The sequence below is a fragment of the Faecalibacillus sp. TM498 genome (assembly GCF_020589955.1).
GTDB lineage: Bacteria > Bacillota_I > Bacilli_A > Erysipelotrichales > Coprobacillaceae > Faecalibacillus > Faecalibacillus intestinalis.
The window spans coordinates 49,817-64,318 of record NZ_JAJDKB010000007.1; the positions used below are offsets into that span (position 1 = coordinate 49,817).

General features: G+C 31.9%; 11 protein-coding genes and 1 pseudogene. 11 read left to right on the forward strand and 1 reads right to left on the reverse strand.

Translation table 11 applies throughout. The annotated features are described in order from the left end of the window. Positions 1-303: 303 nt before the first annotated feature. The 6 genes from LJD32_RS03645 to LJD32_RS03670 all read left to right on the forward strand — a co-directional run bounded on the left by LJD32_RS03645 (position 304) and on the right by LJD32_RS03670 (position 11,805). Positions 304-8,034 (forward strand): Cna B-type domain-containing protein, encoded by a 7,731-nt coding sequence (locus LJD32_RS03645; protein WP_227391860.1) that lies wholly within the window; start codon positions 304-306, stop codon positions 8,032-8,034. Positions 8,035-8,046: 12 nt separating this feature from the next. Then, positions 8,047-9,456 carry a SpaH/EbpB family LPXTG-anchored major pilin gene (locus LJD32_RS03650; protein ID WP_227391861.1) on the forward strand — a complete coding sequence of 470 codons (1,410 nt, stop codon included), beginning with the start codon at positions 8,047-8,049 and terminating at the stop codon, positions 9,454-9,456. A 39-nt stretch (positions 9,457-9,495) separates the two neighbouring features. Continuing rightward, positions 9,496-10,323, forward strand: coding sequence for a class C sortase (locus LJD32_RS03655; protein ID WP_117480905.1), 828 nt, complete (start codon positions 9,496-9,498; stop codon positions 10,321-10,323). A gap of 1 nt (position 10,324) precedes the next feature. Further along, positions 10,325-11,077, forward strand: coding sequence for a pilin N-terminal domain-containing protein (locus LJD32_RS03660; protein WP_227391862.1), 753 nt, complete (start codon positions 10,325-10,327; stop codon positions 11,075-11,077). Positions 11,078-11,206: 129 nt separating this feature from the next. Further along, the gene (locus LJD32_RS03665) at positions 11,207-11,485 is read left to right on the forward strand and encodes a type II toxin-antitoxin system Phd/YefM family antitoxin (RefSeq protein ID WP_032091299.1); all 279 of its coding nucleotides are present in this window, start codon (positions 11,207-11,209) and stop codon (positions 11,483-11,485) included. Between the two features lie 2 nt (positions 11,486-11,487). Beyond that, positions 11,488-11,805 (forward strand): type II toxin-antitoxin system RelE/ParE family toxin, encoded by a 318-nt coding sequence (locus tag LJD32_RS03670; protein WP_227391863.1) that lies wholly within the window; start codon positions 11,488-11,490, stop codon positions 11,803-11,805. A gap of 85 nt (positions 11,806-11,890) precedes the next feature. Here LJD32_RS03670 and LJD32_RS03675 read toward each other — a convergent pair whose 3' ends face one another. Continuing rightward, a complete protein-coding gene (locus tag LJD32_RS03675; RefSeq protein ID WP_227391864.1) occupies positions 11,891-12,319 on the reverse strand; it encodes a CHAP domain-containing protein in 429 nt (142 codons plus the stop codon). A gap of 273 nt (positions 12,320-12,592) precedes the next feature. On the opposite strand from LJD32_RS03675, the gene LJD32_RS03680 reads away from it, so the two are divergent. The 5 genes and pseudogenes from LJD32_RS03680 (at position 12,593) to LJD32_RS03700 (ending at position 14,458) form a co-directional block, all read left to right on the forward strand. Then, a complete protein-coding gene (locus LJD32_RS03680; protein WP_032091296.1) occupies positions 12,593-12,877 on the forward strand; it encodes an SHOCT domain-containing protein in 285 nt (94 codons plus the stop codon). A gap of 122 nt (positions 12,878-12,999) precedes the next feature. Beyond that, positions 13,000-13,146: pseudogene (locus LJD32_RS03685) on the forward strand (DUF6017 domain-containing protein); the annotation flags it as partial. Positions 13,147-13,155: 9 nt separating this feature from the next. Continuing rightward, positions 13,156-13,452 (forward strand): hypothetical protein, encoded by a 297-nt coding sequence (locus LJD32_RS03690; protein WP_227391865.1) that lies wholly within the window; start codon positions 13,156-13,158, stop codon positions 13,450-13,452. Between the two features lie 13 nt (positions 13,453-13,465). Next, on the forward strand, positions 13,466-13,864 hold the full coding sequence (locus LJD32_RS03695; protein WP_227391866.1) for a hypothetical protein: 399 nt from the start codon (positions 13,466-13,468) through the stop codon (positions 13,862-13,864). 234 nt (positions 13,865-14,098) lie between these two features. Then, on the forward strand, positions 14,099-14,458 hold the full coding sequence (locus LJD32_RS03700) for an ArsR/SmtB family transcription factor (RefSeq protein WP_015512809.1): 360 nt from the start codon (positions 14,099-14,101) through the stop codon (positions 14,456-14,458). The last annotated feature ends 44 nt before the right edge of the window (positions 14,459-14,502 follow it).

Consider the following 14,502-nt stretch of genomic DNA (forward strand, 5'->3'; position numbering starts at 1 on the left):
TTTAAATATTAAAGAGTAATCTAATTTTGTAAATTATGATTGCTTTTTTTATTACATTGCTTTTTACACATAGTTTACAAAAAATGTATGAATTCTTTTCCTATTCTGTGCATTATAAAAAGATTGTGAATATATTAGAATACTATCAAGAAATAATTATTATTTAAGATAAATTTTGCAATTTTATAAAAAAGCCGATATAAGAGGTAGCGTATAACTAAATCATCAATCACTTTATTGTAGAAAAACGAAGATATCTAAAATTTTAAAAGTTTCCTAGTTTCAGGAAGTAAGGTGATTTGTATGTTGAACAAAATTAAAAAAATAATTTGTATAGACATAATGGTTTGGGTATGTGTTATCTCTTTGTTTTTACAAACTGTTGTTGTCTATGCGTTAAATTCATCTGATGATTCAATTTCAAAGGAAACTATTGTTGAAAATAACACAAGCTCACAATCAGATGATTCAATAGATATCAGTGATATTTATGAAAATAATGTAATAAAAATTTATAATACAAAACAGCTTCAAGCAATTGGCTCAAATTCAATTGTTACATCTACAGATAATGATGAAAGTAATTACGGTACTGGTCAACAAATTTCAGTAAATGATGAATATATAACATATTCTCTTTCTTCCAAGTATCAACTTATGAAAGATATTTCATTAAATGGAAATGACATATGGACTTTACCAAGCGACTTTACAGGCACATTTAATCATGGAACTGTAGATGAAAATTCAACATTGTATGATTCATCAACAGATACAATCTTTATTTATAATGATTATCAATTAAAAATTATTCAATCGGATAATTCTGAAAATGAACCTGTCATGTCTCAAGATATGTTACCAGAGTGTGTTGGGATGGGACAACCTGTTTATTCAGATAATAGTTCTAATTATCTAACTTATAGCAAATCACATAACTATGTGTTATCGAAAAACTTTACAGGTGAGATGCCAGAAACTAAAGCAAATCAAATATCAAATATAAGTACTGAAAATTGTGAAGGACGAGATTTTAATGGTCAAGTTGTTAAAACGATTGGTGACAAAACTTATATTCTTATAGGCAATGAAGAACAGTTACGAAAAATAGGATCTGATGAAACTGTTTATGGTGCAGTTTATCAAGTTTATTTACATGCTGCCAAATGGTATGTAGATGAAGATGAAAATGGTAATCCGATAATGCTATACGGTGGAGATGCCGATTTAGAAAAATCTCAAAATGGTAATGAAGATTTTGGATTTGGAGAAAAGAATATACATAAAGAGGATAAAAAATTAAGTAAATATAGTTCACATTTATATGCATGGGGAAGATGTGGAGTCAATCAATCTACTGGTGAAATTGATCCAACATTGGATATAGATAAAGCTACTAATCAAAAATATTCTTCAAATGCTAATTATATTATTTTTAGGAATATTGATTTATCTGGTGATAATTGGACACCGTTGATGTTTCAAGGGACAATGATTGGTTCAAAGGGCGATGGTAAATCAACGTTATGGAATAATGATACTAGCGTTACGGATTATAGCAAAGCAACTGATTTAAATATAGGAGACAAACCAGTTATTTCTAATGTGAATGTTAGTCAAACATCTGAATTGGATGTTGGAGAACAAATGGGAATTGGTTTTTTTGCCACATTATCAAATGAAGCAAGTGACAGTGATTTAGGATTGAGCAAAGGAACTGTAACAGTAAAAAACCTTAAATTCAATAAAATAAATGTTGATAATGAAACAACAAAAACAAAATTTGATCAAACGTTAATAAGTGGATTAACTTCAACTTTAGGATTAACATTAGGAGCACTATTAGATGGATTAACATGGTTACTTACTTTTGGAACTGTTAATGCTGGATTAAGCAAAACACTCAGCAGTATTTTAAATGCTCGTAAGGATGACCCAACAGCTTTAGCTACGGGATGTTTTGCAGGTCGTGTAGTGGGGGATGTAGCAATATCTGACTGTGAACTGGATGATGTGAAAGTAACAAATGTCAATAGTAATACAGGTGGATTTATTGGATATATTTCAGGAAAGACGGAGTATGATGGTTTATCAAAAGGATTAGGTGGAACGGCTACTCTATTGGCAAAAATTTTAAATGTGATTCCTGGTCTTGGCTTAGGTGATTTGATTACTATTCTTTTAGGAAACGCTATTCCAGTAGATAAATTGATTCCTACAAAGTATATCAATGCTTATGTTGAAAATTGTTCAATCAATAATTTAACAGGAAATATAGGAACAAATAATGATAAGATTGAAAATTCTGGTGGATTTATCGGTCAACAAAAAGGAACTGTCGTAAAAGATTGCCAAATTACAAACAGCAACTTCAATGTCAAAGCTAATAATTATAGTGGCGGATTTGTAGGATTAGCTAGAGATGATGTCATAGAAGGTACTTTATCGGGTGCTTTAGATATAGAAACTCAATTGCCTAAAATGAATCCTGAAAGTTTGTTTTTAAATTGTTCAGTATCTGCGAGTGATTTGACAATTTCGAGCAATGGATATCAAGGTGGTTTTGCTGGAGCAATGGCCAACACGTCGGCTATAAATTGTAATGTTAATGTTAGTGATAAATTAACGGTATCTTCCGGTGGAGATAATTCTGGTGGCTTTGCTGGAATCGCAACAATTGGATGGGCTGCTGATTTAGGAAAAGGTGATACGAAAGATAACTTATTAGGTGGAGTTGTTGACTTAGTTGTGAAACTTTTAAGCAGTAATCAAAATGCAACATCATCATTACTTTCTCTTGCTGGTGTGAGTCCTTCTCATATATTAGGATGTCAAATAAATGCTCCATGCAGTGTTGAAGGAAAAAATTACACAGGTGGATTGATAGGCAGAGGTGATGGTGTTTATCTTACAAAATCTAATACCGATAATTTAAGTAAGGTTTCATATTTTAAAAATAATATCTTTTCAATGGATGGAATCGAAGAAAAAAATATCATTATTAATGGTTTGAAATCCGTGGATGGTGAAAATTGTGTTGGTGGTATTTCTGGCTCAGTGGGAACAGCAAGTGTAGCAGGACTTTTAAATACAACTTTAGGTGTTGCAGAATATTTAGGATTTAATGCTAATTCTATTTCACTTACTGGTTCTACAGAAGGTATAACTATTGGTGGTAAAGGAAAAAGAGTTGGTGGTGCTTTTGGTGAAGCAATCGGTGGTTCTATTAGTTCGGTTACAGTAACAAATTTAAATAATATTTCAGGAGAAAATATTGTAGGTGGATTTATAGGCGTATCTGGTCCAGGTGATCTTGCAGGAACTGATAATGGTTTGACAGTAAATCTTTTAGGATTAAATTATATTTTAAAATTAAGCAATCTTCTTTCTTTAGGACAAGCAGTTGAAGTCAATATAGATTCTTCGTCTGTAAGTGGTATTAATTCTGGATTTACTGTAGAAGCTACGGGATCAAGAGAAGATAATTCAACAACTGATTATGTAGCAGCTGGATTTGTTGCTAAAAGTAATAGTACAAAAATAAATGATGCAAAAGTTAATAATTTGAAAACAGTAACTTCTACAGATGATGGAGGTTACTCTGGCGGATTTATTGGTATTTCAAAAACAGGCGGTTTAGCTGAAGTTGGAGATGAAACAGAAATAAAAAAATTGATTTCGGCTAATGGATTATTAAATGCTGTAGGATATTTAATTCCGTTATATCAACAATGTTATGTAAGTTATGTAGATAATGGTGGTGTACGAGGAGATATTGCAGGAGGATTTGTTGGAGATTTCCAAAGTGGTATTGTAGAAAATGATGAAAATAATGCTTATGCAATACAAAATATTTCATATGTTAAAGGAAAAACTTATGCAGGGGGCTTTGGTGGAAAGGTTTATTCTGGAGCTTTAGCGGATTCAACAAAAGGAATAAGTATTTTAGGCGGGTTAGCAGATTTGAATATTCAAATATCTGATCTATTGAGTTTAATACACGTTTATATTCCTATTATTAAAAATGCAGGTGTTCAATCTAATGGATTGGTTGTTAGCTGTGATACATATAAGTCAACGGATTTAAATTCTGGCAGTGCAGGCGGATATATTGGTTATGGTAGTGCTGTAAGAGTTTCTAACAGTAGTGTCAATAAGTTAAAACACACTACAGTGAAGACACCTGTTAAAAATATTAATGATACAGACAGTTCTTCTTATTTTGGAGAATCTTCAAGCTATGCCATCTCAGCACCTAAAAATGCTGGAGGCTATGTAGGAAAATTAGATATAGGTTCTACAGCATCTGTTGGTGGTGGATTGAAGGCATTAGGAACAAATTTAAATTTGGCAAACATTTTATCAGCCTTAGATGTAACAGCTTCTAAAATTGAAAATTCAGATGTAATTGGTGCAGTTGGTGGTTTTTCGGTTAAAGCAAATGGTTTGGCTGAAAATAAAACAATTGGAAACGCTGGTGGATTTGTTGGAACCGACTATGGTTCACAAATTCAAAATAGCAATGTCAATAATTTCTCTTACATCATAGGTCAAGAAACTGCTGGTGGTTATGCAGGAAATATTCAATCAGGAAGTGTTGCAGATGTATTAGGTAAAACGGAAATCTTAAAAGGATTAATTTCAGTAGATAGTTTAACAAGTGTTCTACAATCATTTATTCCTGTGATTTATAACTCTCAAACTACTTGTATTCCTTGTGGTGGAGCAGTTCGTGCAGATGCCATAAGTAATGAAACATTAAAAGGATGTGCGGGAGGTTATGTGGGTTATAATCTAGGTGGTCGTATTGAAGGAAATTCTACAAGAAAATGGAATGGAAAAATACCTACAGTTCAAAAAGAATGTGCAGTCTATAGATTAAGAGCTGTTTATGGATATGAATATGCTGGAGGATTTAGTGGCAGAACGGATTGTGCCAATACAGTTGATACGGGAAATATCAGTGTTCTTTATGGACTCATTAATTTAGATAATCCATTATCAGCCTTGAGTGTTGTTTATCCAACTGAAACGAATACAGCAACTTATGGACCACTTCGAGGTTTAACAACTGAAGTATGGAATTCTTGGGTAAAAGCAGTAGGAATCAATGGTGCTTATGGTAAAAAATTCCAAGAACTTGGAGAAGTTGATAATCAAGACGAGTTAGATAAAATTATTGATCAATATGCCTATGGCTATGAAGTAAAAGCTGGAAGAACAAATGCTGGTTCAAACGATTATCAAGGCGGTATTGCTGGTGGTTATGTTGGTCAAATGAATGGAGGAGAAGTAACTTTTGCTAATGCTAGAGATTTAAAAGATGTTACAGCTTTAAAAAGCAGTGGAGGTTTTGCTGGTGAAATGATTTCAGCAGGAGTTGCGAATGTTGGAGATGTAAACCTAGAAAAGAAATTAAATGTGGTAGGCTCACTTCCAATATTGCAAAGTTTCATTCCTGTGGTAAAAACTTCGTCTGTTATAGGTTATCAATCAGGAGCAACAATATCTACTACTGGAACTGATTTTGATAATGATGAAGGCAACAGTGGTGGATTTGTTGGAAAAGTTGTTGGTGGAAAAATAGAAGGAACACAAGATCAATATTGTTTGGCTGATCAATTAAAAGTAATCAACGGTAGTCAAAATGTTGGAGGTTTTGCAGGTAATATCCAACCAGGAAGTGCTGTAACTTTGAATACTTCATCCAATACAGGATTATTATCAAAACTACTTAAGTATTTATTAGGCAATGCAGGAGATCTTGCCAAAGTATTGAATGCGACTCTTTCAATAGTTGATTATGCCAAGGTGGATGCATGGAATGATTATGGATTAAGTGTTAACGGTTCATATGCATTAGAAAATAATGAAAATACAAAATATGCAAATCAAGCAGGTGGTTTTGTAGGTACTGCAGGAGGAGCAATTTTTGGTGATAAAGATGCAAATTCAGTAAGAGTTGAGGCAAATAATATTAGAAATGTTGTTGGTGGAAGACATGTTGGCGGGTTCTTTGGATTAGCTGATGTTTCTTCTGTTGCTCAAGTTGGAAATGATGATTCTGATCAAATTCTAAATCTGATTAAATTAGGAAATATTGATGTATTAGATGCCTTTAGAACTTATGTTTATCAAGCAAAAGTAACTGGATCAAATGATAATGGACTTTCAGTATGTGCAAATGATGAAAGTCAGGAAGGAACATTGGACAGTAAAGTACAGACAGGAAATGCAGGTGGATTTGGTGGAAGCTTGCTAGATGGTTCGGTAAAAAATTCGAGTGTTACTAGATTAAATAAAGTCAAAGCTAAAAACTATGCCGGTGGTTTTGTTGGTCACATGGGAAAGAGTGGTGTGGTTGATCTAGATGAAGCAGGTGTTGGTACAGGAAAATTATTAAATGCCACAGCTGGTGTCTTAGATATTTTTGGTTCTCATAGTGACAACTGTTCAGTTATTGGTATTCCAGTTGGATTTACTATTTCAAGTGAAAGTGGTAAGGAACCTATTTCTGGTGGTTTTGTTGGTTATGCTGATTTAGGAAGAATGAGCAATTGCAATGTAGAAAACATAAAGAAAGTGGCTAGTGATCAAATAGCAGGAGGCTTTGTTGGTAAAACAAGTTTTGAATATTTAGCTGATATTGACTTAGGTTCTAGCTATTTATTGGATCCGATACTTTCAATCGTCAATAAACTTCTAGATATTCTATATGTGGGAGATTTAGAAAATGTTGGCCTTATAGATATCAATTTAGGTTCACTATTAAAATTACAAGTTTTAGCTAAAGGAAATGCTTTATCAGTTACTTTGTTAGGATTAACTATTTCAGTAGCACTTGATAAAGATAGAGGAGATGGAACAAGTGACCTGGCAAAAATAACAATTGGTGATTCTTATATAGAAATCCCATGTTCAAATATTGATGGAAATCATATTGCTGACAGTGAGAAAGAAAATATTAAAGTAGGACTTATCAAATCAAACAGAACAAAAGTAGATGGATGCTCGATAACAGGTATTCATGATGGATATGATGTTTTTGGTGGAAAAGCAAATGATTCACATGATGGAAGTGAAGAAAATGGCCAAGCAGGTGGATTTATTGGTTATAACAATGAAGGATTGATTGAAAACAATGAAATGTATTTAGCTGATACGATTAGAGGAACAAGCAATCAAATAGGACCTTTTTCTGGAACAACGTCTTTAAATTCTAGTTATGACTTTAATACAAAGAAGAATATTGAAGGTAAAGATAATACGTACAGGATTTATAGAACAAGAAGTGATTCCTTGATTGATATTATAAAAAATTCATCTTTGTATAGTAAAAAGGATTCAGATTTTGATAATTGGAACGTCTTCAAAATAAGCCATTATGATAAGGTACAAAAATATGATGACTTAAAAGATGCCAAATTAGCAAATGAAACAGAAAGTGAAACCGTTGATTTAAATGCCTATGTTTCTCCAGCAAAAGCTGTATTGATGGATGATACAGAAGTATCTGATAACGAAGATGGTACGACACCGATTCCTTCAGATACACAAGATCCTTGCAATGAAAAAGTAAACATTACTATCAATAAGCTATGGAAAGATTTAAGTGATAAACAAAAAGAACGTCCAGATACGATTACAGTGACGTTAACAAGAATATATATGAAAGGAAGTGATGAAATATCAGAGAAAGTAGGGGATTATACTTTATCAACTAATGATGTAACTGATTCTAAAAATACCTGGCAAACAGTTATTAAAGGATTAGATGCCTATACAACATTAGATGATGGAAGTAAAGCTTATTATACTTATTCAGTTACAGAGTCTGAAGTAGAAAATTATATAACATCTATTGAAGAATCTGATGATGGATATACGTTTACGATAACAAATAAAGATATGCCTCTTTTACCAGATTTAGGTGGAAAAGGAACAATGTTATTTGTTTTAGTAGGTATAGTAGGTGTATTAGCAGTTTTGTTATCGTACAAAAAAAGTAAAAAAGCGAAAAATATTAAAGAATAGAGGAATATGAAAATGAAAAACAAATTAAAGAAAGTAGTAGCATATGTACTTTCATTTATGATGCTATTTACAATGTCAGCAATGAATATTGGTTCAGTATCTGCTGCAAGTACAGGCAGTATCACATTAAATGTGGCTCAACACGATATAGGTGCTACAACATTTAGTGTATATAAACTAATGGATGCAACTTCAGCTAATGATAAAATTGCTTATACGGTAAATAGCGATTTCAAAGAATTTTTTAAACAAACTGATGTAGCAAATTCAGAAGATGATGAAGTGGTATACAATTATATAAAGAATCATGTTAAAAACGATGATTTTACAACTAAATTAAAAACATATGTAGCTAGTAAGAATATTTCTAAAGTTACTTTGTCACAAAGTAATTTGAAAGCTAATAATTTAGAATATGGATATTATGCTATTATTCCATCAATTGATACATATAAACCAATGTATACAACTTTATCAAATAGTAACCAAACAGTATATTTAAAAGGTTTAGAACCAGCTGTTGATAAAAAAGCAGATGGTAAAAATTGGACTTCAGCACAAATTGGTGAAACTGTTCGCTTTACTGTTGATTCAATGGTTCCAAATATGACAGGGTTTGATCATTATGTATATAAATTTACTGATGAAATGTCATCAGGATTAACTGTATCAAAAGCTGATTTAAATATGAAAATTACCATGGGTGATACAGAATTAACAGATTATACTGTAACTGTTGAAAATCAAAAAATTATAGTTGATTTTGGTGATTTTATTAAATATAAAGAACATGCAAATGAAACTTTAAAATTCGAATATCAAGCAACATTAAATTCTAATGCTGTAACAGATGATAAAACTACCAATATGGCTATAATTCAATATGGTCATGATGTTGATTCATTAAGCGATCCAAAAAAAGATACAACTATTATTAAAACACATAATTTAAAAATTACTAAAGTAGAAAAAGGTACAAAAACTCCATTGGCTGGTGCAAAATTTAATCTTTATAAAGGAACTAGTACAACAGTTAAGCCAATTCATTTTGTTCAAGGTGATAATGGCACTTATACAGTAACAACAGATGAAAATGGAATTACTGAATTAGTTACACCAAGTACTGGTATTATTAATGTTAAAGGGTTAGATGATGGAGATTATAGATTAGTTGAAACTGAAGCACCAGAAGGTTATAACAAATTAAAATCACCAAAAGAAATTAATATTAAAGCAGAATCTTCTGATAATGGTGAAAACGTAACAGTAAGCGGTAATGATATTACTGTAGAAAACAGCACAGAATCATGGTTACCAGAAACTGGTGGTATGGGTACAGTTATCTTTACAGTAGTAGGGGTAGTTGGTGTGTTAGTTATTCTTTCAACTTACTTTAAAAAAGGTAAAAAAGAAGAATCTTAATTGAATTATTAATTAAAGTATCTCATAGATATTAAATGTATGAAAGATATATTAAGAAAAATCAAATTATTTGATGTTATTAGAGCTATTTTATTAGTGTTTTTCCTAGGTGTATTGCTTTATCCAACAGTAAGTGATTACCTAGGAAGAATACATAGCTCGAAAGCTATAACTTCTTACAATGATGAAGTTAAAGGAATAGATAAAGCTACAAAAAATAAAATGTTAAAAGAAGCACAGGAATATAATCAATCATTAGTAAATACTAAATTATATGATCCATTTTCTACAACAGGTAAACCAAGTGAAGAATACATGAATTTGCTTAATGTTTCTAGTGATGGCATGATGGCTTATCTACAAATACCTAAGATTGATGTGAAGTTACCTATTTATCATTCAACAAATAATGGTGTTTTACAAAAAGGTGTGGGGCATATGGAAGGTTCTTCTTTGCCTATAGGTGGAACAAGTACGCATGCTGTTTTATCTGGGCATAGAGGATTACCAAATTCAAAGCTGTTTACAGATCTTGACAAGATGAAAGTTGGAGATATTTTCTATATTTCTGTTCTAGGTGATACGTTAGCTTATGAAGTAGATCAAATTAAAACAGTATTGCCCTCTCAAACGGATGATATTGAAATTGTAGATGATGAAGATTATGTTACGCTTGTTACTTGTACACCTTATTCTGTTAATACGCATAGATTGCTTGTAAGAGGAAAAAGAACAGATTATAAAGAAGCGATAAAGAAAACACCGAATGAGGTCAATAATGGTATACATATTCCTTATGAGGTAAAATTAGCATTTTTAAGTTTTATTATTATAGGAATTATTATATTTATTTGGAGGAGGCGATAACATGATAAATGCAAAAAGAATGTTTATTCTTGTATTTACCTGCTTATTTTCTCTTTCAATTAATAATGTTTATGCCCAAAATCATGATTCTTTGACAATCCATAGTTATTATTTAGATGTGAATAATCATCTATCTAACATTAGTGGTGATCATATTGCGTTGATAAAAATAGCAGATTATGATGGAAATAATTATCATGTGTTAGAAAAATATTCTAAACTTGTTACAATTAATAAAGATATGACAGCATCTGAGCAAAATGGAGTTGCCACTAAATTGATGGATTATATCCAAAAGAATAATATTGATTATGATGAAGAGGTAATAACAAATCAAAAAGGAGAGGCGACTTTTAGAGATTTAGATTATGGGATTTATTTAATTTATGAACATAATGAAAGTGAATTTGCATATAAATCGGAACCTTTTATTATTTCAATCCCATTTCTTGAAAAAGAAGATGACGGATCATATGAAGAGGATTATGATGTAGATGTTGAACCGAAATATTCAATAATAAGACCTGGAATTGATGAAGAACCAGATGATGATTCAAAAGAAGAGCCTGATGATAAAATTCCTAGTAATGATGAGAATTTTAAGAAAGAAAAAAATTTCAGTCAAACATCTAATTACAAGGATAATCAAAAATTAAAAACAGGAGATTATTATAATCCTGAATATTGGTTATTACTTATGATTATGTCTATTATAATATTTTTCTTGTTTAATAAAAAAAATTTTAGACATTAAAATTTTTAAGATTTTGTAGAGGAAAATTAAATTATTTCCTCTTTTTTGTTTATTAAATTTTAAATTTAAATTTGAAAGCATAGACATTAAATGATATAATTTGCCTATAATAGTATGGGAGGGATTTTTATGGCAAACCTACGAGAAACAATTAGACCATCCGCAGATTTAAGAAATCATTATAATGAAATTTCTAAACAATGTAGAGAAGATAAAGAAGCGGTAATCATTACTGTACATGGTAAGGGAGATACTGTATCTCTTTCTTTTGAAGAATATCAAAATATGAAGGCTCATATTGAATTATTAGAAACACTTGCTGAAGCTGAAGATGATGTAAAAAATGGACGAGTTGCTCCTATAAATGAGACATTTGATGATTTAAGAATGATATTAAAAGGTAAGTAATTATGAAGTATAATATTATTCGAACAGATAAGGCAGATGAAGGAATTAGACATACTGTTTTGTATTTAGCAAATCATTTTGGTAATGAATTTGCTTTAGAAAAGTTAGATTATATTGAAAACACTATCTTACTTTTAGAAGATAATCCCTATATTGGAACGTTGCCTAGATATGCAGTTTTAAAAAGACAAGGTTACAGAGTTCTAATATTAGAAAAGAATTTAGCATTCTACAAAGTTAGTGAAGAAAAAAAAGAAGTTATTATTTATGCTTTTGTTGATCAAAGACAAGATTATTTGAATATTATTAGAGGACTATAAAGTTTAAAATGATTTAAAAAAAGAAAGAAGCTTATTTGTCAGTCACTTTCTATTAGATAGCAGGTGACATATAAATAGCTTCTTTTTAATTGACAGATCCATAACCATAAATTGATTTATTAGTCAAAGAATAGTTTTTATTTCTTACCTCGTCTTTGCTGTTTCCTTCAATAGTATATACCTTGTCGTTTTCTACTTTTTCAACGATTCCGACATGTTGAACATGGCCGTCGCCGTTCCAATCAAAAAAGATAATATCACCTGTTTGAGGAATGTATGATTTATTTTTCCATTTGCTATGATCTTTGTACCATTTTACTCCATCTGTACATAAAGAAAATCTTGGAATTGTATCATTAATTGTTCCACTTTCATTAGCACACCAAGACAGAAATATTGCACACCAATTTACTCGTTGATTAAAACCATACCATCTCCAGTATTTTTCACCACCTTTATTTCCAATTTCATTTTTCGCAATTTCAATAACAAGGATATTACCAGAATAATACATATGTTCGATTGAGGGTTCATCGTTATAATTTTTGAAATGGCTTGGTTACTGGTAGTCTTGGTATTTTTACCTTGTGTTCAGAATTTTTTAGGACAGACATATTTCGCACATATTTTATAAAAGGAAAAAATGCTCTGAGTGTTTTGAAACCCCTTTAACAATAGCTTTTGCAGTCGTTAAAATGTTTTCTTGCGTTAAATCATATAATGCTTGACTTTTCTGGACTTCTGATACTTACTTGTACTACTTCAGATTTCAGAAAGGATGATAGCAATGGAGCGTTTGGATGTGGAAGTGCAGTACCGTACTGCAAAATGGATATTTACGAATATGATGTTTGCAGGGGAGATAACCTTAGAAGAATATACGGAGATACATAAAAAATTGATAGAGAGATTTGACCCACCAATGAAATCGGTGGAGGCTCCCGGATTCTATGTGCAGGAGGCTTTTGACAAAAGAAAGATAGAGCCGATTGCAAAACTGCCTGAAACAGCAATAAAACTCAAGATTACAAGGGTAGCAGTTTATGCCAGAGTATCTACGGATATGGAGTAACAGGCGAGTAGCTTTGAAGCACAGAAAGATTACTATGAGAAGAAGGTTCGTGAGAATAAGGACTGGACGCTTGTTGGTATCTATGCAGATGAGGGAAAAACGGAAACATCCTATATTAAACGTATGTCTTACACTGTATGAGTGGTAACACCACAAAGGTGAAGAACATCAAGAAATATTTATTAGCAGCCCTGTTTAATGCACCGTCAACGATGAACGGATATTATCAGGCAGAGGTGAACCATTATATGCCAGGACTGGTAAGATAGGAGGTGCACATGTTTATTTTAAAACTTGCTGGAAAGATATTATTACTGCCGGTATGGCTGATCCTTTTTGTGATCGGCCTGACAGTAAAAATGACAGTACAGACTTATGCGGTTGTTAGAGGGATCCTTGGATTTATATTCACTTTGTTGATCATAGCGACTGCATACTGTTACCATGATTGGGTACAGGTTGCATTTCTGTTTTCGCTGAGTGTTATTCTGTATCTGATCCTGTTTGCAGGAGTGTTCGTAGATGCTGTACTGGACATGACAAGAGAACGTATTATTGATTTTATTATATCGTGAGGAGGATATGAAAATGAGCAAAAACAATGATTATATTCAGTTACCACCACTAAAGAAAGACACACCGTCCGATGTGATAGCATTTATGTGGGAGTACATGAAAGTACCGGAGAATTCAAGAGAAAAAGTTAAGAATTTGCTTAAAGATGCAAATGAAAATGGAATAAAAATAAGTCATCAGGCACCAACACTGTATGATGTTGTCCCCAAAGAAGAAATTACTGAATTTGAAGAGCTTATGCGCAAAACCATAGCTGACATTGTATCAGAAGCCAGTAGCATTGCCTGTTGGGCGTATGTGCAGAAATATGTGAAACAGAAAACTCTTGACGAAATGCTGCAAGAATTGCCAGGAGTAGGCCGGTTTATCATTGTCATGGATACCTGGTTCGAAAGACTGATGGCGAAATAATGGATGCTATGATAGAATAAAGAAAACGATTTGAAGTGCAAATCGGAATTTACAGGAAGTGTGACAAGAAAGCCAAAACGGTATACTGGGAAAAAAAGATTAAGAAAAGAATAAAGAGCTGGTTTTAATTGTAAAATTTATGGGGAACTAACATCAGCTTATTGACATAAATTTAAAAATAAGTATAGTAATAGTTGAGTAATTGTTCAACTATTATTATTTGGAGGTGAATATATGTCAAAAACGTCTTATATTTGTAATTGCGATGTAATTCATGAGGATATTGTGAATGATGTGAAATCCAAGATGCAGCCCAAAGATGATTATATCCAGTTGGCTTCTTTGTTTAAGCTATTTGGAGATGGAACTAGAGTACAAATCTTACACGCTCTAGAACAGAGTGAGATGTGTGTATGTGATCTTGCAGTGCTACTGGGGGTAACAAAATCTGCAATTTCGCATCAGTTAAAGGCATTACGCCTAGCGAATCTGGTAAAATTCCGTAAAGAAGCACAGATAGTTTACTACTCGCTGGCAGATGATCATGTGAAAGAGATTATTGACAAGGGATTTGAGCATCTTTGGCAGAAATAATATTTTTTAACATTATAGTTGAGTAATTGAACAATTAAACAAAT

Excerpts from the sequence above, each read along its gene's own strand:
- LJD32_RS03645 (WP_227391860.1), top strand. The coding sequence starts at position 304 with ATGTTGAACAAAATTAAAAAAATAATTTGTATAGACATAATGGTTTGG.
- LJD32_RS03650 (WP_227391861.1), top strand. The coding sequence starts at position 8,047 with ATGAAAAACAAATTAAAGAAAGTAGTAGCATATGTACTTTCATTTATG.
- LJD32_RS03655 (WP_117480905.1), top strand. The coding sequence starts at position 9,496 with ATGAAAGATATATTAAGAAAAATCAAATTATTTGATGTTATTAGAGCT.
- LJD32_RS03660 (WP_227391862.1), top strand. The coding sequence starts at position 10,325 with ATGATAAATGCAAAAAGAATGTTTATTCTTGTATTTACCTGCTTATTT.
- LJD32_RS03665 (WP_032091299.1), top strand. The coding sequence starts at position 11,207 with ATGGCAAACCTACGAGAAACAATTAGACCATCCGCAGATTTAAGAAAT.
- LJD32_RS03670 (WP_227391863.1), top strand. The coding sequence starts at position 11,488 with ATGAAGTATAATATTATTCGAACAGATAAGGCAGATGAAGGAATTAGA.
- LJD32_RS03675 (WP_227391864.1), bottom strand. The coding sequence starts at position 12,319 with ATGTATTATTCTGGTAATATCCTTGTTATTGAAATTGCGAAAAATGAA.
- LJD32_RS03680 (WP_032091296.1), top strand. The coding sequence starts at position 12,593 with ATGGAGCGTTTGGATGTGGAAGTGCAGTACCGTACTGCAAAATGGATA.
- LJD32_RS03690 (WP_227391865.1), top strand. The coding sequence starts at position 13,156 with ATGTTTATTTTAAAACTTGCTGGAAAGATATTATTACTGCCGGTATGG.
- LJD32_RS03695 (WP_227391866.1), top strand. The coding sequence starts at position 13,466 with ATGAGCAAAAACAATGATTATATTCAGTTACCACCACTAAAGAAAGAC.
- LJD32_RS03700 (WP_015512809.1), top strand. The coding sequence starts at position 14,099 with ATGTCAAAAACGTCTTATATTTGTAATTGCGATGTAATTCATGAGGAT.